The sequence below is a fragment of the Aquimarina sp. I32.4 genome (assembly GCF_002924285.1).
Lineage (GTDB): Bacteria > Bacteroidota > Bacteroidia > Flavobacteriales > Flavobacteriaceae > Aquimarina.
Genome location: NZ_PGUB01000003.1, coordinates 1 through 24,379 on the forward strand (window position 1 = coordinate 1; position 24,379 = coordinate 24,379).

Annotated in this window: 15 protein-coding genes; 2 read left to right on the forward strand and 13 right to left on the reverse strand. The window is 33.3% G+C overall.

The window, feature by feature from the left end:
* The 6 genes from CVD18_RS00945 to CVD18_RS00970 all read right to left on the reverse strand — a co-directional run.
* Positions 1-6,524, reverse strand: a 6,524-nt coding sequence (locus tag CVD18_RS00945) for a PKD-like domain-containing protein (protein WP_103863579.1), incomplete at its 3' end; no start/stop codon positions are given.
* A gap of 528 nt (positions 6,525-7,052) precedes the next feature.
* The gene (locus tag CVD18_RS00950; protein WP_103863580.1) at positions 7,053-7,706 is read right to left on the reverse strand and encodes a class I SAM-dependent methyltransferase; all 654 of its coding nucleotides are present in this window, start codon (positions 7,704-7,706) and stop codon (positions 7,053-7,055) included.
* 18 nt (positions 7,707-7,724) lie between these two features.
* Positions 7,725-8,444: a DUF4198 domain-containing protein gene (locus CVD18_RS00955; protein WP_158250362.1), complete on the reverse strand. Its 720-nt coding sequence runs from the start codon at positions 8,442-8,444 to the stop codon at positions 7,725-7,727.
* 73 nt (positions 8,445-8,517) lie between these two features.
* Positions 8,518-10,032: a thrombospondin type 3 repeat-containing protein gene (locus CVD18_RS00960; RefSeq protein ID WP_103863582.1), complete on the reverse strand. Its 1,515-nt coding sequence runs from the start codon at positions 10,030-10,032 to the stop codon at positions 8,518-8,520.
* A 256-nt stretch (positions 10,033-10,288) separates the two neighbouring features.
* Positions 10,289-11,623, reverse strand: coding sequence for a DUF4374 domain-containing protein (locus CVD18_RS00965; protein WP_103863583.1), 1,335 nt, complete (start codon positions 11,621-11,623; stop codon positions 10,289-10,291).
* Positions 11,624-11,653: 30 nt separating this feature from the next.
* A complete protein-coding gene (locus CVD18_RS00970; RefSeq protein ID WP_103863584.1) occupies positions 11,654-14,002 on the reverse strand; it encodes a TonB-dependent receptor in 2,349 nt (782 codons plus the stop codon).
* Positions 14,003-14,109: 107 nt separating this feature from the next.
* Between CVD18_RS00970 and CVD18_RS00975 the strand changes: the two genes are divergently transcribed.
* Positions 14,110-15,123 carry an AraC family transcriptional regulator gene (locus CVD18_RS00975; protein WP_103863585.1) on the forward strand — a complete coding sequence of 338 codons (1,014 nt, stop codon included), beginning with the start codon at positions 14,110-14,112 and terminating at the stop codon, positions 15,121-15,123.
* A gap of 58 nt (positions 15,124-15,181) precedes the next feature.
* On the opposite strand, the gene CVD18_RS00980 is transcribed toward CVD18_RS00975, so the two are convergent.
* Positions 15,182-15,541 (reverse strand): hypothetical protein, encoded by a 360-nt coding sequence (locus CVD18_RS00980; RefSeq protein WP_103863586.1) that lies wholly within the window; start codon positions 15,539-15,541, stop codon positions 15,182-15,184.
* Positions 15,542-15,636: 95 nt separating this feature from the next.
* Here CVD18_RS00980 and CVD18_RS00985 point away from each other — a divergent pair, with 95 nt between their 5' ends.
* A complete protein-coding gene (locus CVD18_RS00985) occupies positions 15,637-16,188 on the forward strand; it encodes a flavodoxin (RefSeq protein WP_103863587.1) in 552 nt (183 codons plus the stop codon).
* A gap of 166 nt (positions 16,189-16,354) precedes the next feature.
* Here CVD18_RS00985 and CVD18_RS00990 read toward each other — a convergent pair whose 3' ends face one another.
* From CVD18_RS00990 to CVD18_RS01015, 6 genes are all read right to left on the reverse strand, one after another.
* Complete coding sequence (locus tag CVD18_RS00990) at positions 16,355-17,188, reverse strand: crotonase/enoyl-CoA hydratase family protein (protein WP_103863588.1); 834 nt, start codon at positions 17,186-17,188, stop codon at positions 16,355-16,357.
* 790 nt (positions 17,189-17,978) lie between these two features.
* A complete protein-coding gene (locus tag CVD18_RS00995) occupies positions 17,979-19,370 on the reverse strand; it encodes an AMP-binding protein (RefSeq protein ID WP_103863589.1) in 1,392 nt (463 codons plus the stop codon).
* Between the two features lie 32 nt (positions 19,371-19,402).
* Complete coding sequence (locus CVD18_RS01000; RefSeq protein WP_103863590.1) at positions 19,403-19,645, reverse strand: acyl carrier protein; 243 nt, start codon at positions 19,643-19,645, stop codon at positions 19,403-19,405.
* Positions 19,646-19,676: 31 nt separating this feature from the next.
* Positions 19,677-21,083, reverse strand: a complete 1,407-nt coding sequence (locus CVD18_RS01005; protein WP_103863591.1) for an MATE family efflux transporter — start codon at positions 21,081-21,083, stop codon at positions 19,677-19,679.
* Positions 21,083-22,921, reverse strand: a complete 1,839-nt coding sequence (locus tag CVD18_RS01010; RefSeq protein WP_103863592.1) for an IucA/IucC family siderophore biosynthesis protein — start codon at positions 22,919-22,921, stop codon at positions 21,083-21,085. The genes CVD18_RS01005 and CVD18_RS01010 overlap by 1 nt, the downstream gene beginning before the upstream one ends.
* 121 nt (positions 22,922-23,042) lie before the next feature.
* Positions 23,043-24,374 (reverse strand): lysine N(6)-hydroxylase/L-ornithine N(5)-oxygenase family protein, encoded by a 1,332-nt coding sequence (locus tag CVD18_RS01015; RefSeq protein ID WP_103863593.1) that lies wholly within the window; start codon positions 24,372-24,374, stop codon positions 23,043-23,045.
* Positions 24,375-24,379: the final 5 nt, after the last annotated feature.

Here is a 24,379-nt window from a genome sequence, read left to right on the forward strand (position 1 = left end):
TTGGTTGCTGTACTGGTTGCTGTTGTTTCTCCTGTAATATTCGGGTTATCTGCCGCAGACCAGCTAAAGGTAACTCCGCTTAGATTTACATCTCCTGTAAGATCATGAGCTAAGGCAACATCACTACAAACTATATCGGTTGGTGCTGTAGCTACAAAAGGTTTTGGATTTATTGTTACTGTATACGTATAAGAATCCCCAGCACAACTATCTGAACTTGTAGGAACAATAGTATACACAACTGTCTGAACCGAACCACTCGTATTAGTCAACACATCAGTAATACTGGTCGCTGTACTGGTTACCGTTGTTTCTCCTGTAATATTCGGATTGTCTGCTGCAGACCAGCTATAGGTAGTACCGCTTAGATTTACATCTCCTGTAAGATCATGAGCTAAGGCAACATCACTACAAACTGTATCGGTTGGTGCTGTGGCTACAAAAGGCTCTGGGTTTATTGTTACTGTATACATATAAGAATCGCCAACACAATTGGCTGAACTTGTAGGAACAATAGTATACACAACTGTCTGAACCGAACCACTCGTATTAGTCAATACATCGGTAATACTGGTCGCTGTGCTAGTAGCCGTTGTTTCTCCTGTAATATTCGGGTTGTCTGCTGCAGACCAGCTATAAGTAGTACCGCTTAGATTTACATCTCCTGTAAGATCATGAGCTAAGGCAACATCACTACAAACTGTATCGGTTGGTGCTGTGGCTACAAAAGGCTCTGGGTTTATTGTTACTGTATACATATAAGAATCCCCAGCACAACCACCTGAACTTGATGGTGTAATAGTATACACCACAGTTTGAACAGAGCCACTCGTATTAGTCAATACATCGGTAATATTGGTCGCTGTGCTAGTAGCCGTTGTTTCTCCTGTAATATTCGGATTGTCTGCTGCAGACCAGCTATAGGTTGAACCGCTTAGATTTACATCTGATGTAAGGTCATGATTCAAAGCAACATCACTACAAACTGTATCGGTTGGTGCTGTAGCCACAAAAGGTTCTGGGTTTATTGTTACTGTATACGTATAAGCATCGCCAACACAATTGTCTGAACTTGTTGGTATAATCGTATACACAACTGTCTGAACGGAGCCACTGGTATTGGTCAACACATCAGTGATACTAGTCGCTGTACTGGTTGCTGTTGTTTCTCCTGTAATATTCGGGTTATCTGCCGCAGACCAACTAAAGGTAGCTCCGCTTAGATTTACATCTCCTGTGAGATCATGAGCTAAGGCAACATCACTACAAACTGTATCGGTTGGTGCTGTAGCCACAAAAGGTTCTGGGTTTATTGTTACTGTATACGTATAGGAATCGCCAACACAATTGTCTGAACTTGTTGGTATAATCGTATACACAACTGTCTGAACGGAGCCACTGGTATTGGTCAACACATCGGTGATACTAGTAACTGTACTGGTAGCTGTGGTTTCTCCTGTAATATTAGGATTGTCTGCCGCAGACCAGCTAAATGTAGTACTGCTTACATTTACATCTGATGTAAGGTCATGATTCAAAGCAACATCACTACAAACTATACTGGTTGGTGCTGTGGCTACAAAAGGTTCTGGATTTATTGTTACTGTATACGTATAAGAATCCCCAGCACAACTATCTGAACTTGTAGGGACAATAGTATACACAACTGTCTGAACCGAACCACTTGTATTGGTCAGCACATCAGTAATACTGGTTGCTGTACTGGTTGCTGTTGTTTCTCCTGTAATATTCGGGTTATCTGCCGCAGACCAGCTAAATGTAGTACTGCTTACATTTACATCTGATATAAGGTCATGATTCAAAGCAACATCACTACAAACTATACTGGTTGGTGCTGTGGCTACAAAAGGTTCTGGATTTATTGTTACTGTATACGTATAAGAATCCCCAACACAATTATCTGAACTTGTTGGTGTAATCGTATACACTACGGTTTGAACTGAGCCACTGGTGTTAGTTAATACATCGGTAATACTAGTGACTGTACTGGTAGCTGTTGTTTCTCCTGTAATATTAGGATTATCTACCGCAGACCAGCTAAAGGTGCCCCCACTTAGATTTACATCTGATGTAAGATCATGACTCAAAGTTACACCACTACAGATCGTTGTGGTAGGTACTGCGGTTACAAAAGGTTCAGGGTCTACCGTTACTGTATACATATAGGAATCCCCAACACAATTATATGAACTTGTTGGTGTAATGTTATAGACTACGGTTTGAACGGAGCCACTGGTATTAGTCAATACATCCGTGATACTAGTAACTGTACTGGTGGCTGTTGTTTCTCCTGTAATATTAGGATTATTTACCGCAGACCAGCTAAAAATTGAACCGCTTAGGTCTACATCTCCCATAAGATCATGACTCAAAGCTACATCACTACAGATTCTATCTATTGGAGAAGCAATTGCAGTAGGTTTAGGATTTACCGTTACTGTAATAGTATAAACTACACCTAAACAACTTGTAGCATCACTGGTCGGTGTAATCGTATACACTACATCTTGAGGTACTATTCCTGTATTTATCAATGTATCTGTAATTGTAGCGTCAGAAGATAGTGTTGTCGTTTCTCCTGTAATATTGGGATTATCTGCCGCAGACCAACTAAAGGTAATTCCACTATTAAAATTATCTATATGATCAATCAAATTTTGATTTAAAGAATCTTCGGTACATAGTGAAGTTGTCATGCTAGTATTTAATACTGTGGGTAATGGCTGTACCGTTACTGTATAGATATAAGTATCCTGAAGCATCCCTCCGCCATCAAATGCATTAATCGTATAAACCACACCTTGGTTTGCTGTTCCTGAATTTATTAGTGTATCTGTTATATCAGATGTAGTGGTAGTTGTAAGGGTTTCTCCACTAATCAATGGGTTATCTTCCGCAGACCAACTAAAAGATGTGATAGAAGGATCTGTATTTACAGTCAAATCATGAGAAAGCGTAGTGCCTCCGCATATAGTTTCGACAGGATTAACAGAAATCGTTTCTATGGCAGTAGGTGCTGTAATACTACCTGTTCTAGGACTTGCAGTAACAGTTACTGTATTATTAATATCTATTTGATTGGTAATATCTGTAGCTGTAATCACATACTCAGATGTCCAAGTAGCGGTTTCTCCTGGTCCTAGCTCATCTACACTAGTATCCAATCCATCATCTGTTCCTGTAGTATTTTGTAGCATGGGAGTGCTTAATGTTCCACTACCAGAATGTGCATCATTAATGGTAATGTTATCAAAAGTTACATTACCAGTATTAGTAATTTGGTATGTATATGTAACGGTTTGCCCTATCGTAACATTACTATCATCATCTGCAACCTTTGTTACTGTCATAGATGGTGTTGATATGGTAGATACTACTGTTGGATCATCTACTGTATTATTAGGATCATTGGGGTCATCTGATAAATCTGTAACACTTCCTCCCCCTGGATCAACACTTCCTACTGTTGCAGTATTTATTACTTGAGCTGCATCCAAATCTTCTTGTGTCAATGTATGGGTTGCAATAAAAATTGCGATTTCTGTAGGCAGCATACTATCTACAATATTATCTCCCCCAGTATCTGTACCTGTTGTGCTTTGCAGTACAATAGTATCTGCATTGGGGTCAACTACATTGATATTAGTCAATGTTACATTTCCTATACTAGTGGCAATTATGGTATAGGTAATCACCTCTCCAACGGTATCATATGCTCCATCGGCAGGTGGACTACTGACTTTGGTCACATCTAATTGTCCGAATTGAGGAATACTGACTACTGTAGGATCATCTGGGGTTATTGTAGTGGGATCATCTGATGTATCGCTTATAACTGCTCCTTCAATAACTTCGGTACCTGTTACCGTTGCTGTATTAGTTGTATTTCCGTTATCGAAATCATTTTGAACAATAGTATGTTGTGCTGTGAAAATTGTAGAGGCTCCTGCTGGTAAGTTTGCTACAGATATCGGACTTATACTTCCTAGATCAGCGTTTGGATCTGTTATAGTTACATTATTAATACTCACATTCCCTGTATTAACAACTGTGAGTTCATACGTTATAACTTCACCTATAGCATTATACAACCCATCTGGTGCAGGCTGTGCTATTTTTTGAAGAACAAGAACACCTTTTTGATCCATGGGTGTAATCGTGGGATCATCTTCATTATTATTAGGATCATCAGGATCATCGGATATATCTGAAATTACAAAACCACTTGATAATGTTCCTTGTGCTGTAGCTGTATTTATAACCTGATCTGCTTCTATATCTGCCTGCGTAATGGTATGAGTTGCTGTAAAATTGGCCGACGCTCCTACCGCAAGGTTATTGACAGAAGCTGGCATCAAACTACCTGAATCAATATTAGGGTCAACAATAGTTACTAATGGAATTACTTGATCTCCCGTATTTGTCACTACAAAATCATAGGTTATTACTTCCCCTACAGTATCATAACTGCCATCTGGTGGAGCACCATCTGTTTTGGTTATTGCTAGTTCATTATTAATTATGGTTATATCTTCGGTATCATCATCGGGTAAAACATCTGCTTCTACTTCTGTTTGAGAATTAACGATGGTATTAGTGACTGTGGTTCCCGATGATACCTCATTGATTGTAGCTTCTACTGTCAGCGTGTGTACTTCTCCACTAAACATATCTCCGATAGTCCAATTAGGGGCTGTCCATGATCCAAAACTTGGGATTGCTGTTCCAAAACTAAGCTCTGATGGTAGTATATCATTGATCACTAAATTGCTTACAGGGTCAACGCCAAGATGTTCTACTGTTATTGTAAAAGTAACTATGTCCCCTTCGATTCCAGAAGTATTGTCTACTGTTTTTGTAAGTACAATTTCTGGAGCACAATTATAGACAGACAAAATTGCCGAATCATATGTACATGTTCCTCTAGTAACTCTTACAAAGAAGTCTCCAGGTCCAATAGGAGTGTAGGCACTTGTGGTTGCCCCTGATATTTCAACTCCGTTTTCAAACCATTGATATGCATCAAAACTGGCAGAGATTTCAAACACATCAGATCCTGGTAGACAGCCTCCTCCTGTTACATCAAGTTGAACAACTGGTACTGTATCAAATCCTGAAAAATAGCCTGCTATTCCTGCATTGCCACTTACGCCAAAAAAACCTACTGCGATTGGCCCTGTAGATTGTACTTTGACATCTCCTGTGAGGCCTGAAACTGTAATTGTTTTCCAATCTGAAGTTCCCGCAACTGGAATAGAGGATGGTAGTGTAACAATTCCTGTATTATCGGTTACTACAATATTAGCATCTGGAGTGCTTGATCCTGCTGTAATTGTAATTCCTCCTGTAAAATTAGCTCCAGCTACATTACGTATATCATGAATATTATCCATTTTGGGGGGCAGTAAGCAGTTTACTGGAGCAATAAAATTTAATCCCCCTGTTTGTATACCACTGGATCCAGCTATATTTTGATATGCATATATTTCTTTGGTCGTAGTTACATACATGTTCCCTCCTAAAGAGGTAGAGGAGTAATTGGTTGCAGGGATTACAAAATATTCTCCATCATTAATTGTAGCAACTGGAGTTACTGAACCATTTACAAAAATATCTGTTCCGTTCTGCGTACCAATAATAATTGGTGTTTCGTTTACATTAGACCCATTAGTTCTAATAAATACATACTCTCTACCTAATACGTTTTCTGGAACAGGTTGATCTATTCCAGCATCACGACTGTTACTTGTGGCAGAGGGAGCTCCATTAAGGTTTCCATTTGATATTACTATATTTTTATTAGATTGTATTGTTGCTCCCAACCATCCATCAATATTTGCTGTCGTATTATTTCTAGGGGCCTCCAGTACATATGATTGTCCTTCATTCAAAGTAATTGTTAAATTATCTGCTGTAATTCCTGAGGCGTTACTTGTATTTCTAAATGTGCAATCTGTATCATACCCAAAGATAGTAACTGTAGTATTGTCTGCCGTTGCCATAATTCCAACTACCGCATTCAGCGTATTATGTCCGTTTCCATAATTTGGTCTTCCTCCCCATTTAAAAGAGGTTCCCATTGCTTGTCTTCCTTTTGATGTTAATGAGGTTGCTTGAGAATTAGACCTCCCTCTATAATTCACATAAAACTTCTGCCCACCAGCTGATTCAAATTTCAACCCTGAATTACTTAATACTATTCCTGCACCATTTGTACTAATGAGTGTAACGTTATTGTTTCCGTTTGCCAGATTATAGGTTTGAGAATTGATATTGGACAACCCTGTTATTGTTGCAATGGGAACTGCATTGTTTCCCCTGTAAATATCTACATTGAAAGGTATTGTCTCTGGTGTAGATAAATAAATCCTTTGTTGGTTTATCGACCCTGTGCCACCATTACCTTGTTTTAGTGGTGGTAAATAATGCAAATCACTTAGTTGTCCATAAGTATGAAGAATACCGAAAATTGTAATAAAAAGAAAAATACAGTGTTTTTTCATATGGAGGGAAATAACAATTAATAACAGGTAATACGTACTAACTAATTTAATTACTTCCTTTATTAAAATTTTGCTGGTATATTTGAAAACTCAACGATCATCGATCAAATACATAAAAAAAAGACAAAATATAATTTTTCATTAAAATGCATACCTACTCTGTTCTATCAAAGTTAATCTAAAAACATCGGTATCTATATATGGAAAAACCTCAAACATATGAGGCTTAAAGTGTCTTATGAAATATCTCTGGAAAAGTGAAACGAATTGACCAGAAAAGATCAATTCGTTATTTCGTTACAATGAAAAGAGATCACTGTATTAAATGTCTTTTGATTAACTACTGCTTATTCTGATTTTTTAACGGCTTGCTATTATTTATTTGATGACACCTTATATTCATTTATTATTTGAATATATTAAAAATAGAAAAGTATTCTTTTGTTCAGTAATTACTAGACATCAGATGTAGTAGCTATGGTCATTTTTACAAGGTGTTTTTATGCTTTGTTCACAATAGCATTAAAATTATTTTGTAAGCTTCATTATCAAATATTTTCTATTTACCGTATCACCTGCTTTGCTCTCTACTATTTCATTTTTTTCAATGGCTTCTATCTCCTTAAAAGGGATTTCTTTTGCTAATTTTTTGAATTTCTCTACATCATACAGTTCAAACCTTGTATCTACAAAAGGTAGGGCTTTCATAAAATTCATATCTGCAAATGTGATACATGCCATTCCGTCTATTTTTAAGACTTTGTAGATTTCTTTCAGTAATTCTACAGGATTTTCCCAAAAATAAAGAGTGTTTACAGTCATTATTTTATCAAAACAGTTTTCAGAAAAAGGAAGCGTAGTTCCATCATACAATGCAAATTCTGCCTGCTTGTGATCTACCCATTCTTTATTAAGTTTTTCTGATTCATCCTTCATAGAGTCTGAGATCTCTAATCCTGTATATAATAAATCTGTTGTCTTCGCAAATATTTCTTTAAGGTGGCTTGCATTACCGTGCCCTAATTCTAGAACATGATTATTTGGCTTTAGGTTTAGCTGACCAATGGTATTAGAAATCATCCCTGAATTGGTTTGATTCATTTTCTCTGCTATTTTCAAACCAGCATCTCCTGTAGGATGACTTAATTGTGCTGCTATTGCCTTTAATTCTTTTTCAGTCATTACTTTTTGATTTGTAGATCAATTTATTGTGTATACCGCACAATGCCATGTAAATTGATATGGTTCTTCGTTATATACTCCTGGTTTTTTATCCTCGTGAGTTGCTTCGATCACATAACGCGTTTTAAAGGGTAGATTAAAAATTATCATTCCATTTTTATCTGTCTTCATTTTTTTTGACCAATTTTCTTTCATAAAAATCGTTACTTCTGTTTCTGCCAACGGCTCTCCTTGAAAAATTACTTGAAGCTGTGCTTTATCAGCTGTTGTTGATCGATCTACAATAGTAATACTCTCTGGGTTAATTGCCGCTGTTTGATGCACCGTGCTTGTTCCCACCACTACTTTGGTAACAGAATGATATTGTGGTCTAAAGATACCATAATCATATTTTGTAAAATCTAAGACTTTATATTTTTTATTATCCAATACAACAGAATATGTACCTTCTGTTTTGGGTGTAAAATTTGCTACATGATAAAAATCCTCTGCAGTAGTTTTCAATTCAGTTTTATTACCTTTTTGATCTACTACCCAAAGGGTAAAGTGTTTTGAATTTTCAAATACCTTTCCATCTGTTTTTTCTGAGGTTCCGCTAGAAAACTCACCAAAATATACCCGTATTTCATGTTCCTTTCCTATAGCTCCTGTTGGACTGGTTTCTATCCAAAAGAAATGAGCAAAGGTGTTTGTTGTGCATAGCAAAAAAAGTGCTACTATTCCTATCGTTTTTTTCATTTCGTATGTTGTTTTCATATATAAAAAACACTCCTGAACCTCTATTTTCAGGAGTGTTTTCATGAGTTCTAATTCAATTATTTACTTTATAAATTTTATCACCGTTTTTGATGATATACATCCCTTTTGGAAGGCTTTTTATTAAAGCAGTTTCTTCTTCTTTTGTGGTAACTGTTTTATGTGTTATCAATATTCCATTTATATTATACACAGATAGTAAGAATTCTTGAAATATATTCCCTCCTTTTTCAAAAGAATGGAATAGTATAGATGAGTTTCTACCAATTGATCCTTGATAACGTATTGGTATTGCCAATAGATTATCTTTTTCTCCTTCGGTTCCCTCATCGTTTGTATTATTTGCATCAATATCTACAAGGATAAAATAGTCTCCATTTGCCAAATTATTATTAAAATCCCAGCCATTAATACTTGTTTTTATTCCATAAGAACTATTTGGATTACGACTAGGGATAGTTACTCGTTCTACTAACTTATCACTACTACCAATTTTCTTATCAAAAGAAAAGTAAAAGTCTATTCTTGCTGAATTAGATACTTTATTACCAATATTCCTAATTTCTAATCTATTAAAACTTATAGATCCTGTACCGTCTCGTACCAAATGTCTCTCACCATTATTAAAAAAGGCATCAAGAACAGGATAACATTCTACACATTGAGAATGCACAATAGACGCGCTTAAATCAACTGCCAAATTCGAGTTACGAACTACAACTGGACAGCCATTATTAGATGCAGGGCCTGCTTCATTAGGGCAATCATCCTGATAATTTTGTACTCCATCCCCATCAGAATCTCTATTATCCTGATTATCGCAAACATCTCCTATACCATCATTGTCTTTATCTTTTTGGTCTGAGTTATACTTTTGTGGGCAATTGTCTCTATCATCTGGCACACCATCATGATCATAATCTAGACATAAAACCTCTGTAATTGGTCCACTTAATATACTAGTAATTGAAAGCGATGCACTACTTGAACCTGCAGTGCCTGAACTCTCAATTTTATAATAATTTATAGATGGTATTGGGTTTGGTTGCCCTCCATCATAAAATCTATAAATTTGATTAGGTACTATATTTAAACTAGAAAGAAAGTTTGTAGAGATCGTATTCGTTGCTTTTGCTGTAACACATCCTGAATTACTAACAGCTACTTTACGAATAGTGTAATTTTTAAAGTTGCCAAAAGCAATACATTTATCAAATGCTTTAACTACCAATAACCTTTCTCTCCCATGTCCAATAGGTAAAACATCACTTACCCTAACACTAAATTTATTATGATGACTAGATGTACTTGCATAAAAAGAATAAACATGTTTTCCTTGTATATTTTGGAACTTAGAATGTTTTATTTGTTTTTTGTACACCCTTTTATTACCGTGCCATAACTCAAGTAAATTATAATTTTTAAATGTACTGAAATGATCTAATGTTACTGTTATTTTGCTTTCAACAATACAAGCATTGGTATTATAAACTTGATCAGATAGGGTAATTTCGTGTGCATAAAGGCACATATTAAAAAATGCAAAAAAAATAAAAAGTACTTTTTTCATAGTAAAAAGGTTTTAAGTTATACTTAATTGAATTTATCATTTGGTATTCCTATTCCAAATTACCCCACTCATTTCCCATAAAAAACATCTATAAATTCTGTAAAAGCTAAAAACTACAGTTTAAAGAATCAATAGGTAAGTAGCGCCTGTTGATATTGTGGAATATAGAAGTGTTTTACAACATTCAACAAGCCCTACCTGACCACGAATTTCACTTTATAAAAAGCTATTTTCTCCTCAAAGATGAAAAGAAGAGTTAATTAGATACTTTAAAGATCCCTTTAAGCGTCAACCCTTTTACTTTGGCTCCTTTGGTTGCCATTGCTGTTTCCGGATCTACTATATAGATATGAGTTTCTCCATCTTCAATCTTTCCACCAGAAACTAGTGATGCCCCTACACGACTACTTAAATACGCTTTACCATTTTCTACAAACATTGGTGAAGTATATCTATTGGCATGATCAGGTATTCCTTGTACATCTGTTACTGTTTGATTGATCAAATCGATAACTACCATTTTGAAAAAACTTCCTTGCTCGGCAAATATTTTCCATGTTCCTAAAGAATCATCCAAAACAATTCTACCGATAGCCTTTCCATTACCTACATAATCCATCCAAAATAATTTACCACCATTTGGTGCGTTTTCTACATCAAAAAAGTAATCTGGGTCAAAAGTTGTTGCTCCATTTTTTATTCTAAGGATTCCAGAAGATTTAGTTGCTCCTGTAATAGCAGCAGCATCAGAAGAAGATGAGAATGAGTAGATATCTCCATTTTCTGTTTTTTCAATCCCTGTACTATGTCCATTAATTCCTATAAAACTTGTTCTTTCGTCTTCTATCAATGACTCTAATTCAAATTCTGGATATTTAAATACTGCTACATATGCTTTATCTACATCAACAGGAGCAAAGCTATTATCTGGTAACAATTTATGGTAAGACACAAATAATTTACCATCTCTTAGCACCATTCCTGTAACCCATGGAATATAAGCAGGGCTCTCTTCTGTTCCTTTACCAACACGACTATCGATGGCATGTGTAACTACTTTTTCTAGCAAGCCTGTTTCTGCATTAACAATATAAAAACTTCTATCAGGGATATTTTTGGTAAAATCATCTACACCACCCGTTAATTCAACAGCGAGTAATGTTTTATCATCAATAGCTGCATAGTTATCTAATGTTGACTGAAAAGTAAAGTTTGCTGCTTCTTTTAATTTTCCAGCTTCATCCAATTGATAAGCAATACATTTATCATCATCTCCATATCCTGAAGAAAAAACAGTATTGTTTACGCTATGAAAAAATCTCCATCCTTTTAATGGAATTCCTTGCCCTTCTACTGTGATTTCTCCTGTTGTAAGAGACTCCAAAGATGGCAACTCCAAAACATAATCAACTCCTGTTGCTTGCCCTATTGGATTAGCCTGAAAGCCTACTACATATTTAGATATCGAAATTGGCTCTGGATCTGGAGAGGTAATCGTTGTATCATCGTCACTATTGCAGGAAAGAGCAACACTAGAGATTACAAAAAGTAGCAACATACTTTTTATCAAATTTATTTTTTTTGTTTTCATTGTTTTGTGTTTTAGTAATTATTGTAAAATTTAGTTTGATATAAAATATCTTAGTTTTAGATAAAAAGCTCTTCCTGGCTTTTGTATATCAAGGTTATCTTTGACTATCGCATCTGTAACATTTCGTGCTTGTACAGAAATATTATACTTTCCTTGCTTAAAAGAATACCCTAGTTGAATGTTATGAGATAATTGTTCGGGAATAAAAAACCTTTCTTCTGGTGCCCCCTGACTAAAGGATTGAAATGGAAATTCATTCACAAAATAAGAATCCAAAGAAAGGGACATCTTATCGTGATTAGAAAAGATATTTTGTATGTTATATCCAGTCCTTAAATTCCCAAAAAGATATGGTATATTGGCTATTCGCTCATTTAGCACATCATCTTGTATTTTTTGGTAAGTAGCGTTTACAGCTAGGAAAAAATTATCGTTATATGTAGCTTTTATTTCTCCTTCTACGCCAATACTACTAGCATCTGCAGTATTGAAATATCTAGAATTAATACCTTCAGACCATAATACGATTAGGTTTTTGGTATCTCTAATAAAGAAATTGGTGTCAAAATTAACTCTTAGTTTATCCCATTGTTTATTTAATAAAAAGCCAATATTTACATTATAGCTTTCTTCTGGTAATAAATTGGGATTTGTTTTTAGCAACAACCCATCTCCAAAAGCTTCATATCCTTCGGGTATTCTAAAAGTTCTTTCAAAAGAACCTTTGATCTGAATACGGTCTGACATTTTATAAGTAGACGCTACCCCATATCCTAATTCTTCAAAATTATTTTTGAATTTTGTGTAACGATCTTCATCATTGGCATAAACATCTTCAATTATACCTTCAGAGTTTAGCAGATACGCTTTAGTAAATAATGTTGTGTTCCAAGAGTCTTCAAAAAGACTTACATCATAGGACAACCCGAGTATATTTTTATCTAAAATATGAGGATCATTAAACGCTATCCTTCCCGCTCTTGCAGGGTCTTCTCCTTGTCTTTTGAGGTAGTTTTTTGTATAATTAAAATTCAATGTGCTTTGTTCTCCTATTTTATAATTGGCAGAAGCATTAAGCAAATGCATTTTATCTTTAAACTCAAATAGAGTTTTACTGAATTCAAATTCTCCTTTATCTTGATCCGATCTTTCTATAAAACCTCCAAACCAATCATATTTACGTGAAGAAGTATCTACCTTTTTATCATTATTCTCACTTATAGCTGCAAATAATTTTAGGTTTAATTTTTCTTTTAGTAGGTTTCTTTTTTCATAAGTAATTGAAGCTTGAATTACATTATTTTCTTCAAATACTTCTCCAAATGGGTTTTGTGGATCAATTGGGTGTTGAATTTCATTTCTATTGGCAGATGCTGTAACTCCTACTAATAGTTGATCTGCTATTTTTTTGTCTACGACCCCTGCTTTTACAGTAATCATTTGAGAATTATAAGCATCGTGAAATCGTCTTACACCATTGCGTATAGCTCCTGTGTCATTACCTAGCTCATCTCTTATTTCTATCCCATCTATTTTATAATCGTTATCTGAGTAGTTATAAAATGACGATACTTTTGCTACAAATCCCTTATCACTGTAATATTGTCCATTTAATGTTGCACGATGGGTATTAAAAGATCCGATATCATAGGATACATCTAGAAAATCATTTTTACGCTGATTGGTGATTATATTTATAGCTCCTCCTAATGCATCTGCTCCCAAATAAATAGGTACAACTCCTTTGAACACTTCTGCTCTTTCTACCAACGTAGCTGGAAAATTATTGAGTGATAATGAGCTCCCAAAGTTTTCTTGTGGGATTCCATCTATAAAAAACTTTACTTGCTTACCTGATAAACCGTTTAATGAAAAATCAAACCCTGACCCCAAACCTCCATTTTGTCTGATATTAACTCCTGGGATCGTCATAAGAACTGAATTTACATCAACACTCATGTTCTTTAATCCTTTGGTCTCTATTACTTCTACTTCAAATGCTTTTTCACGAGTTTTTTGGGCCTTGGTTCTTCCTTTTACAATAACATCACTCAATTTATTAATGTCTTCTTGTAATCGTATGGTAAGTGATGTGGTTTCTGAACTGACTACATCTACTTTCTGTAAGTAAGTTTTAAACCCTACATAACTTATTTTTAAGGTATAAGATCCAGAAGGAACTTCAAGAGTAAACCTGCCTTCAAAATCACTTACTACACCTTTCTTTTTGAGTTCTACAACCTGTATAGATGCTTCTGGGACAGGATTAGAATTTTGATCAATTACTACACCTGTAATATTGGTTTGAGCATTACAAACAATACTACATAAAAACAGAAAAAACAGACAACTATTTCTTCTTAAAACAAACACTGACATACTATTTTATTTAACAACCTATTCAGAATCCATAATATTATATATATTTGATCTAAATAAATATAGGTGCAAAATTAGTATCTGGGGAAAGATAAAAACGACGTATTATGGATAAAAAAAGACGTAATATGAGGTCATCTAAAAAAGTAGGTTCTGATAAAAAAAAGGAATGCGTCTTAAACACTGTTAGTAAGAATGTTATCTCCTACATAAGTTCTGGAATCTGTACAAGAAAATTTGAGCTTTTGCCTGAATATGGGTGTGGTTCTATAGAATATCACTATTTTGATGGTTTATCTATAGGCTTTTTTGATGCTCAATTAAAAAAAGATTTAAATCTTGATAGTAGCTATTTCACTAATACTCTAAAGCTATCATACCTCATAGATGGTGAGCAAATTATTAAAGTTGATGGAAAAATATATGATCTTACTTATGGAAGCCAAGAGAGTTATCTTGTTTATATATCGCAAACTCTTGGGTCAACCCAATATAGTAAGGATAAAAAAGTAAAAGAGGTAAAAATAATAATGTCTCCTCATTTTATTAAAAAACATAAATTAAATTTAGAATATCTGATGCATAATAAATACGCATTAGAAAATTTAAATAAAAATTTTACCAAACCCATATGTAATCAAACTCAGGAAATACTTATTGATTTATTGACAAATACTCGACAAGGATTATCAAAACGTTTATTTCTAGAATCTAAAGCATTAGAATTACTATCTATTCAACTAGATTTGGATCCTAATGCTCCTATAAAAAATGCTACTTCAGATACTCTTATCAAAAAAATATATGAAGTTCAATTTATTATCAATTCTGATTTATCAACTCAATATTCCGTTCATGAATTAGCTCGTAAAGTAAGACTTAATGATTTTATGCTAAAAAAAGAATTTAAGCGAGTTTTTAATATGACTATTTTTGAATATGCTATAAATGCACGAATGACAAAAGCCAAAAAACTATTAAAATATGGTAAGAAAGCTATTTATGAAATCTCTGAATTAGTAGGGTATAAAAACTCTACACATTTTACAGCAGCTTTTAAAAAAATAGAAGGTGTAACTCCAAAAAGATATAGAGAAAAAAGTTTGAAGAAAGTATTTTAATATAATTTATATATCTAAATCAAAAAAATATACGTCTAAACAATACACTCATAAGATATTACCCTATCTCATTATTTAATAAAATATTGTTGTACTCCTCATGAAATAAAACACCCAACACCAATTCTTCTAGCCCATCCAGAATTTCTGGAGTTAATTTAAAATTAATTTCTGCTTGCGGAGTATTGCATTTTATGGTTTTGTAACAATTCTTACCATTACACTTACCACATTGACATCCTTTTCTAGCAGAACGTATAACTGTAAGAAATGCCTCTATTTCTTTGATATCCATTAAAATAGCTATATCTCCTATCTGCAATTGTATTTTTTGTTTTACCTCTTGCTCAAAATCACTATTTTTAATCGAATATGCCGTTCCGGTACTGTTATAATATAATGGATCTAAAGTATACATGCTTCTTAAATTTCAATTTTCAAATTTATTACATTATTTTTATTTAGAATAATTAAAAATAATTTATTTTTGTATAAATATTTAATATAACTATTATGGAAAAAATTGGTGTTTTTTACGGATCAGACACCGGATGTACGGATGATATTACTAAAGACCTTGTATCCCTATGGGGAGCTGATCAATTGGATGTTAGAGAGATAGATGATGTATCCAAAGAAGATTTTGACCAGTTCAAAGTGCTTCTTTTAGGGTTATCAACATGGTATGATGGCGATTTACAAAGTGATTGGGAAGCTTTTTATGATGATTTTCAAGAAATAGACTTTACTGGTAAAGTTATCGCTTTATATGGTCTTGGAGATCAAATAGGATACGGAGAGTATTTTGTAGATGGAATTGGAATATTAGCTAAAGTTATATTAGAAAACGGAGGTACAATTGTTGGCCATTGGCCTATAGAAGGGTATCGTTTTACAGATTCTGTTGCTGTGATAGAAGAAAAAGATGACCATTTCTATGGTCTTGCTATAGATCATGACAATGAATCTGAATTGAGTGATGCTCGCTTAGAAAAATGGGTTAATCAGGTAAAATCTGAATTAAAACCTCATTTACTTTCTAAAGAAGAATATATCGAGATATAGATGTTTTCTTTAACATAAATAACCATCCATTTTTTATAGTAATAAAACCCTAAAAATATTCGTTCGTTTTTAGCGTAATTTTAGAGTTTATTTGATATAAGATTTAGAAAAATTAAGAATCTTGATACTTAATTTTTCTAAATCTTACTATAATATGAATCCATACTTAGATTTCTACTTTTACTTTTCTAGATTGTTCGTTTTCCATAACCTCCATTCTATAAAGATCAGAAGGGTGTATATCCATATATGCTTCTACCCATAAATCAGTAACGTTGAGTAATTCTTTTTTAGTTAAAGAGAAAACACTTTTTTTGCATTGGGTATGATAATATTCAAAATTAAATCGTTCTTTAATTTTTTCTATGTAGGAAAATAACATTTTTACCGAACTACTTTTTTCTACAATCTTGTTAATGCAACCAAAATCATACAAATCTCTGCCTTTATAAACTCTTCTATCTGTCAAAATAACATCTGCATCTCTAGTGTTTAATTTCCTATATAACAGACTATAGGCCCCCATACCTGGAAACATATTAAAAAGTTTATTTTCTGGTAAACTAAACTCGACTTGCTCCTCTGCTACAATAAAATCATGTGCCAAAGCACATTCAAAAGCACCTCCAAAAATATCTTCTTCTACAAAAGCAACTGTAAGTGCTTTTAACCCAAAAGAGTTATATATTTGATACATTGCTTCTACAGAAAGATAACCATATAGAGTAAGTGCAGATTTATCTTTGGATATAATAGAATTTGTGACAAAAGAAAGGTCATTTCTCATACTATAAAGATCATTATCTCCTAAAGTTGAAACGATAAACTTAACTGGTCTATCTGGGTGTGAAAAATAATCTTTTACCCAAGAAGTAAATTCTTTGAATTCTTCTAGCCTTTTTAGACAAAAATCAGGAATTCTTCCTTTATCATTAATTTTCCAGAATAAGAGCTCCTGCTCTCTAAAGTATTCTATAGTAATACAATCAAAATTCTTCATATTATATTCTTATAAGTATTCTATTATCTTACCCTTCTTTATAAGACATAACAGACCTATGGGTTTTGTAATAAAATATTGGTTTAATAAAAGTATGTTTATAGTTTTCAAAATCAATACTTACAAATAGTATTGATCATTCTTGGTTATTTTTAAGATGAGAGATTTCTTAAAACACTATAATATCTATAAAAAACCAAGGAAATACCGCAAAATGTGCATTCCATTTTGCACCTCAGGTCAGGTTAAGCATATAAATCCACGCAACTTACTCCTAATTGAAGCCCATGTACCTCCTTGGTTACTACAGCTACTATATTTTATAATCATAGAAATATTATTTGTTTTTCCGCAAATCCATTGGTGACTTCTATGAATAATGAAGGTTATCTTCGTAAATTTCAAAAGTAGTATCGGTCAAGTATTACAATCAAATCAAAGAACTCCTTGTTATTTTATTTTTAAATCATTATTTAGACTAAATAAATATAAGACAAATCTATTAAATTATTATTACAATCAATCAAAAAACAAATAGAAATATTATAGAAATTTTACTCTTCTTGATTTAACTCGTTTTATGCATTAGAGCTTTGTTGTCAAAGGCTCAAGGCGTGATAAAACGAGACTGTATTTTGATCTATAATATAGTTTTCTAATAGACAAAATAATAAGTATTAAAAGTCTCTGATATCTTTCTCCAACAATAAAAAAACTCTCTGATACCTGTTTCCTATTAAGGCAACTACAATCAAAGAGTCTTTTATAAATTTTTATATGAGTTATATTGTCAAACCTTCATTTCTGAAAGCTTTGCAAGTTCTTTTATTTCTCGATAATTTATTTTCCCATTTGGTGTTAACGGAACATTTTCTATATATCTAATTTTTACTGCACTTGCATGAATATTGAGTTTGTGCCTTAACACTTTTTTTATATCATTATCTGTAAATCTCTCGTCAAGGTGCATAATAGATAAATATTTATCTTCAATTCCTACACAAATAAAGGTTTCTCCTCCAAGGTTATTTTTCAGGATTAATTCTATTTCATCTAGATTAACCCTTGTTCCAAATAACTTCATGAAACGCTTCATTCTTCCTATAATATAATAGTACCCATTCTCATCTTTTCTAGCAATATCTCCTGTATATAATTTATTGGTTTTGTCATATACCTTGAGATCTTCTAATTCTCGCGCATAACCTCCAAAAACATTTTCTCCATAATAAATCAACTCTCTAGTTTTTTTATCTATTTCAAACTCTCCTCCTTTAATAGGTTTACCAATACAAGGTGCTTTTTCTGATAAATCATCTGGGTGCAAATAAGCCATACGTCCCGCTGCTTCTGTTTGTCCATATTGAGCGTAAAAAGGAATTTTTTGTTTTTCTGAGTACTCAACGATTGCATCAATCAAAGTTCTATTAAGTCCTCCTCCTCCTTGTGTTATATATCGTAAGGATTCGTATGTTTTTCTAAAAAAACCTATTCTATTTAACATCTCATACACATAAGGCACACCATTAATAGTAGAAAATTTATAAGTTTTAAAATCTTCCCAAAATGCTTTTTGCAAAATATCCTTGTCTGTACAGATAATCGTTCCTCCTTTTATACAATTTGTTGTAAAAATAGATAAACCATATACAAATATAATTGGTACATTAAGAGGTACAACATCATCGCTTTTTATGGGCATAAATTCCATAATAGACATTGCATTTTTAACCAAGTTATCGTCTGATAGTTTAACAAATTTTGGAGTTCCTGTTGTACCAGATGTACTTAATAATAGTTTAACATCTTTATGAATAGTATATATTGGCTTAGCTTTTCTCCTAAACAAACCAATCGTTTCTGATACCGAATCCATCTCATACCCATCAATTTCTTTTCTTGAAGGATCATATATATAGTATGGTTGATAAATTTCTTCTAGATTTTCTTTGAATTGAAGATTCAATTGAACACTTAATAAAGAAATAGTAAATTGGCTATGTAAAAAGTTTAAAAATACTTCTATTGACTCAATTTTATTGTTACTATATATAAGTGATAATCCATGAAAATCATCTATTGCTATTGATTCATGAAACTCTGCAACATTAGCCGTTTTTCCAGAATCAGGATCTACAAACTTTAATTTTTTATTTTGCTGTATTAGATCATATAGTCTCATTATTTTATGTTTTATAGTTATAGTATATACTTTTAAATAATTTCTATCCCATATTTTTTTAACATATCTCTTACCTTAATAACACTTCCCATCTCTAAAACATCTTCCATCTCTATAGAAACTTTATAAGCCGATTCTATTTCTTCTACCAATACCAGGTGACTCATAGAATCCCACTCTGCAATACCTTGATATTCGAGCTGATCGGTTATTGTTTCTGCAGGTATTTCAAATGCTTTTGCGAATACCTGCTGCAATTGTTCTTTCGTATTCATTTCTTTTATTTTTTAATTAATTTAATATCAGTTATACTTTTTTATTCTTCCATTTTCCTTTTCGAAAAATCAAAATAAAAGCTGTAGCCAGAATAATTTCTGAAATCAATATGGCTATAAAAACACCATTCGGTCCTAAATTAAAAGTGACTCCCAATGTATGAGAAAGAGGAATCTGTATTACATAAAACATAAGAATATAAAATAGCGTAACCACCATTACTTGCCCTGCAGAGTTCAAAGCTCTAGAAATAACCATAGTATACCCTAATAACACATATGCCATTGAAATAAAATTTATGTATGTAATACTATGATTAACGATCTCTGGGACATTAGAAAATATTTCTACAACGGGTCTTGCTAAGAAAAACCAAAAAATGGCTATTATTATCAAGAATCCCATGTTTATAATTCCTGCTCTCCATACTGATTTTTCTGCACGATCAGGTTGATTAGCTCCTAGATTCTGTCCAGTAAGTATCCCTGCTGCATTTGCAATTCCCCAAGCAGGCATCGTAGCTATAGAGGCTACTCGTTGAGCCAAAATATAACCTTCTAATGCATTCTCTCCAAAATATGAAATAATCTTTATCATAAACACCCAACTAGAGGCAGGTATAATAAACTGTAAGGTACCACCCATCGCCAGATTCAGTACTTTCTTAAAAATCCCAAAATGGAAAATTAATTGCTCTCTACCTATCTTCATCACAGTTTTACCCTTTACTAAATGCCATGCTTGGTAACATACCCCTATCATTCTAGAAACTCCGGTAGCTATTGCTACTCCAAGTAGGCCATAAGCAGGTACTATGCCCCATCCAAAAATTAATATGGGGCATAATATTATATTAAGTCCATTAGACAACCATTGTGTTCTCATCGCGGTAGATGCATCACCTGCTCCTCTAAAAACTCCATTGACTGTAATACGTAGAATAAGAAACCCACTACAGGCAAACATTACTCTAGAATAAGAAGTTCCTTCCTCTATCATAGCAGGAGAAAGCCCTATAAGATGTAATATATCAGTGGTCCAAATAAAACACACAACACTTATAAGTAATGCTAGTGGCACTGCAAGGTAAATCACTTGCATTGCAGTAAGCCCAGCTCCTTCAAAATTCTTTTCTCCAATCCTTCTAGAAATTATTGCCGAAGCCGCAATACTTAGCCCTATAGAAACAGAATAACATAACGTTATAACAGAAGTAGTTGCCCCTGCAATAGAAATAGCATTCATTCCTGCTTTACTTATAAAAAACAGATTGGCACAAACGAATAAAGATTCCATAAATAATTCTGCAACCATTGGTGCAGATAATAAAACTATAGTTCTATTAATATTACCACTTACAAAATTACTTTCTTTACCTAACAGAGCATCCCACAAAAGACTAAAGAAAGAACGTGTTTTATATAAAACGGTCCTCATTAATTGTCATTTAGTGCTACTGCTTCAGATGCTATCAAGTCATACATAGGATTAGGTACTTTACCGCTTTTTTTCATGTGTGGAAACCCTGATGTCTCTTCATATCCATTATACAATCGTCGACTATTAAAAATTAGGCGTTTGAATTGTGGTATATGTATATCAAATTTTTCAAACTTCTCCTTCATTTCAGGGTGTTCCTCTTGATATTCCATAATAATTTGATGCACACATTTCCAAAAGGAATCTTCTGGATAGTTTGCAGTTGTTTGTAATACATCACTCAAATATCTAAAAAAGGCATCGAAAACTGCAATAAGAATAACCAAAGGAGCATTTTCGGGATTAGGAGATGTTACAAACATGTTTTCTGAAAAAGCTTTTGGGAGCTTCTTTTTAGCTTCTTCATTGATCAATATATCTCCTACAAAATCTTGTAATGCTATTCGGGTAGGAACATAATCTTTCATAATAAGTATAACATTTTGTCCATGCGGATCTACTCCTATGGAGTGCTTGTAATAAATCTGCATCACAGGCTTTAGATAGGCTGTAAAATAGGATCGTAACCATTCTTCTATAGATAGCTTTGATTTTTCTATAAGTTCCTGAACAAGACTCCTTCCACTATCATCTATGTATAACAATGAAGCCATTGTCATTAATTTTTCACCCTCTTTTAAAGAGTTTATAGGGCTTTCCCTCCACATTGCTCCTAAATATTCTTTATATTGATATGGAGTATCCTCGATTTTATCATATTTGGGATGTACATAGCTAATAGAGGCAATTTCTCCTAATAAAACCAATCCCATTTCTTGCAAATCTAAATCACTCTCTAACATCTCTTTAAGCCAAGCGGTTAAGCCCGGAGCAATTGACAACTGTTTAGGCGACAACCCCCTTATGTGACTAGTATTTAAAATAGAGACTGCTGTTTTTACATAATTTTTACCTGGATGGCTATGATTAAGCAATGTTCGAATACTTTGTTGAGGGCTGTACAAATCATCACCTTCTCCTAACGGAATCAGATATTTTGCAGCAATATCGGGAGCAAACTGTATCGCTATTTTATTCTGCCATTGCCATGAATGTAAAGGAGCAAAAACATAATCGTTTGAATCTACATTAGCATCTGTTAGTACTTTTTTGAATGATGTTATTTTTTCTTTTCCTAATTCTTTTTCATAAAACTCCTGCTGATTCGCATTTTTCATTAACTGTAAAGAAGCACGACTTTTATGAGCGGCAACCCAAACTAAACGGATTTTTTGATCAGTTTCTGGTGCAAATCTTGCATAATCTTCTGAATCAAATCCAATACGCCCCTTATTTACAATTACCCATGGATGACCATCCATAACATTATGTTCTATAGTCTGAAAATCTGAATCTGCTAATACTTTTGCTGATAATCGCCCTTTATGATGAATATAAGCATCAGCATACAATGTATGTATCAACTCTTCTACATAATGAGCTAGCGTAAAGGAATTTATACCAAAAGTATGTTGAACTTCTATAAAGAAATTAGGAACATCTATCCTTGTTAGTACCTGTTGGTTTTCATGCTTTTGTATACTCTTTTTCTCTATATGCCAATGATTAAGGTATCTTGGATAGGCTGAAAATGTATAATAAATATGTTCTTTGTCTGTCTCTAATCTAAATTCAGTAAGGCCATCTTCTTTTTTACTAAGGATTTGTGGTTTCGCCACATCCTCTCGCATAAGTTCTGCTAAGCTTTTGGCTAGTAAATTTCGATTTACTTTATCCCAAATATCTGCATCCAAATGTTTGGTTTCTTTAAATATATCTTTAGTGGTTGTTACCATTGTATTATCTTTTTTTATTATTATCTACCTATTTATGCCATTTGAATTTAGGCAATAAAAAACTTGACATATTTCATGCTGTTTTATATAAAATCCAAATGACACTTCTAGATACAGGCTGTTAAATCGCTAATGCTTCTTCAGGAAGTTTAGCCTCTTTTTTACTAGCTACACCAAACTCTTGGAAAGCAATTCTATCTTCTATCTTATATACCTCTCTACCTGCAATTTGATTGATAATATATGAATTACGATATGCCCCCATTCCTAAATCTGGAGTTACCAATCCGTGCGTATGCAGTTCTGCATTCTGAACAAAAATCTCATCTCCTTTTTTATCAATAGCATAATTGCGCTGTACATTAAACAGACCATTATCTATACGGTCTATTTTATTCTCAATTCCTGTTAGAAAATCAGGTTCTTTATAGCTATAGCCTGTGGCTAGTATAACAAAATCACTTTGATTGTGATATGGTTGCTGAAGTTCCGTTTGATTGAAATGTAAATTATGAGTACCCTTGTTATCAATGGCTACTTCATTCAATTCTAAATTAGAACGCAATTCTACATTTAATGAAGTATTTTCTACACTCATTTCATAAAGAGTATCAAAAATTTTATTGATCAAATCTTTATTAATCCCTTTATAAAGTCCGCTTTGACTTTTTAGTAACTGTTTACGTTTTTCATATGGTAATCCATGAAAATAATCTACATATTCTGGTGAGGTAAGCTCTAGTGTCAGTTTAGAATTATTATCTAGCGGAAAAAAGTGCGAAGACCTAGTAAACCAGTTTAATTGTAAACCTTTTCGTGTTTCTGGTAATATATCATCAAATATTTCTGCCGCACTCTGCCCAGACCCTATAATGCTTACTGATTTATTTTTCAGAATATCTGATTTACGATATAAGTACTCAGAAGTATGAATAACTTTTGGCAAAGTGCTTTTATCAATAAATTTTGGGATATGCGGGGTTGTTCCTGTTCCTAAAACCAATTTCTCTGCATAGTAAACTGATACCTCAGAGGTTTTCGTATTCATTACTCCAACTTCATACACATCATTATCATATTTTATAGAAACTACCTTATGTGAGAACTTACAACTTGATAGCTGAGATAATGCCCATTTACAATATGCATTATACTCTTTACGAAAGAGGAAAAAATTCTCTCGGATGTAGAATGGATAAATCCTTCCACTTTCTTTCATGAAATTTAAGAAACTGTATTTACTTGTAGGGTCTGCCATAGTTACCAAATCAGCCATAAATGGAACTTGAAGTGTAGCGTCATCAAACATTAATCCAGGATGCCAATCAAAACCATCTGCTTGATCAAAAAAAATGGCTGAGACATCTTCTACTGGGGCTAATAATGCTGCTAAACCTATATTAAAAGGACCTATCCCAATGCCTATAATAGAATATCTATTAGTGTTACTCATGTTAT

Bases quoted from the DNA above. Each gene is read 5' to 3' on its own strand.
- CVD18_RS00950 (WP_103863580.1), bottom strand. From the start codon at position 7,706: ATGACTGAAAAAGAATTAAAGGCAATAGCAGCACAATTAAGTCATCCT.
- CVD18_RS00955 (WP_158250362.1), bottom strand. From the start codon at position 8,444: ATGAAAAAAACGATAGGAATAGTAGCACTTTTTTTGCTATGCACAACA.
- CVD18_RS00960 (WP_103863582.1), bottom strand. From the start codon at position 10,032: ATGAAAAAAGTACTTTTTATTTTTTTTGCATTTTTTAATATGTGCCTT.
- CVD18_RS00965 (WP_103863583.1), bottom strand. From the start codon at position 11,623: ATGAAAACAAAAAAAATAAATTTGATAAAAAGTATGTTGCTACTTTTT.
- CVD18_RS00970 (WP_103863584.1), bottom strand. From the start codon at position 14,002: ATGTCAGTGTTTGTTTTAAGAAGAAATAGTTGTCTGTTTTTTCTGTTT.
- CVD18_RS00975 (WP_103863585.1), top strand. From the start codon at position 14,110: ATGGATAAAAAAAGACGTAATATGAGGTCATCTAAAAAAGTAGGTTCT.
- CVD18_RS00980 (WP_103863586.1), bottom strand. From the start codon at position 15,541: ATGTATACTTTAGATCCATTATATTATAACAGTACCGGAACGGCATAT.
- CVD18_RS00985 (WP_103863587.1), top strand. From the start codon at position 15,637: ATGGAAAAAATTGGTGTTTTTTACGGATCAGACACCGGATGTACGGAT.
- CVD18_RS00990 (WP_103863588.1), bottom strand. From the start codon at position 17,188: ATGAAGAATTTTGATTGTATTACTATAGAATACTTTAGAGAGCAGGAG.
- CVD18_RS00995 (WP_103863589.1), bottom strand. From the start codon at position 19,370: ATGAGACTATATGATCTAATACAGCAAAATAAAAAATTAAAGTTTGTA.
- CVD18_RS01000 (WP_103863590.1), bottom strand. From the start codon at position 19,645: ATGAATACGAAAGAACAATTGCAGCAGGTATTCGCAAAAGCATTTGAA.
- CVD18_RS01005 (WP_103863591.1), bottom strand. From the start codon at position 21,083: ATGAGGACCGTTTTATATAAAACACGTTCTTTCTTTAGTCTTTTGTGG.
- CVD18_RS01010 (WP_103863592.1), bottom strand. From the start codon at position 22,921: ATGGTAACAACCACTAAAGATATATTTAAAGAAACCAAACATTTGGAT.
- CVD18_RS01015 (WP_103863593.1), bottom strand. From the start codon at position 24,374: ATGAGTAACACTAATAGATATTCTATTATAGGCATTGGGATAGGTCCT.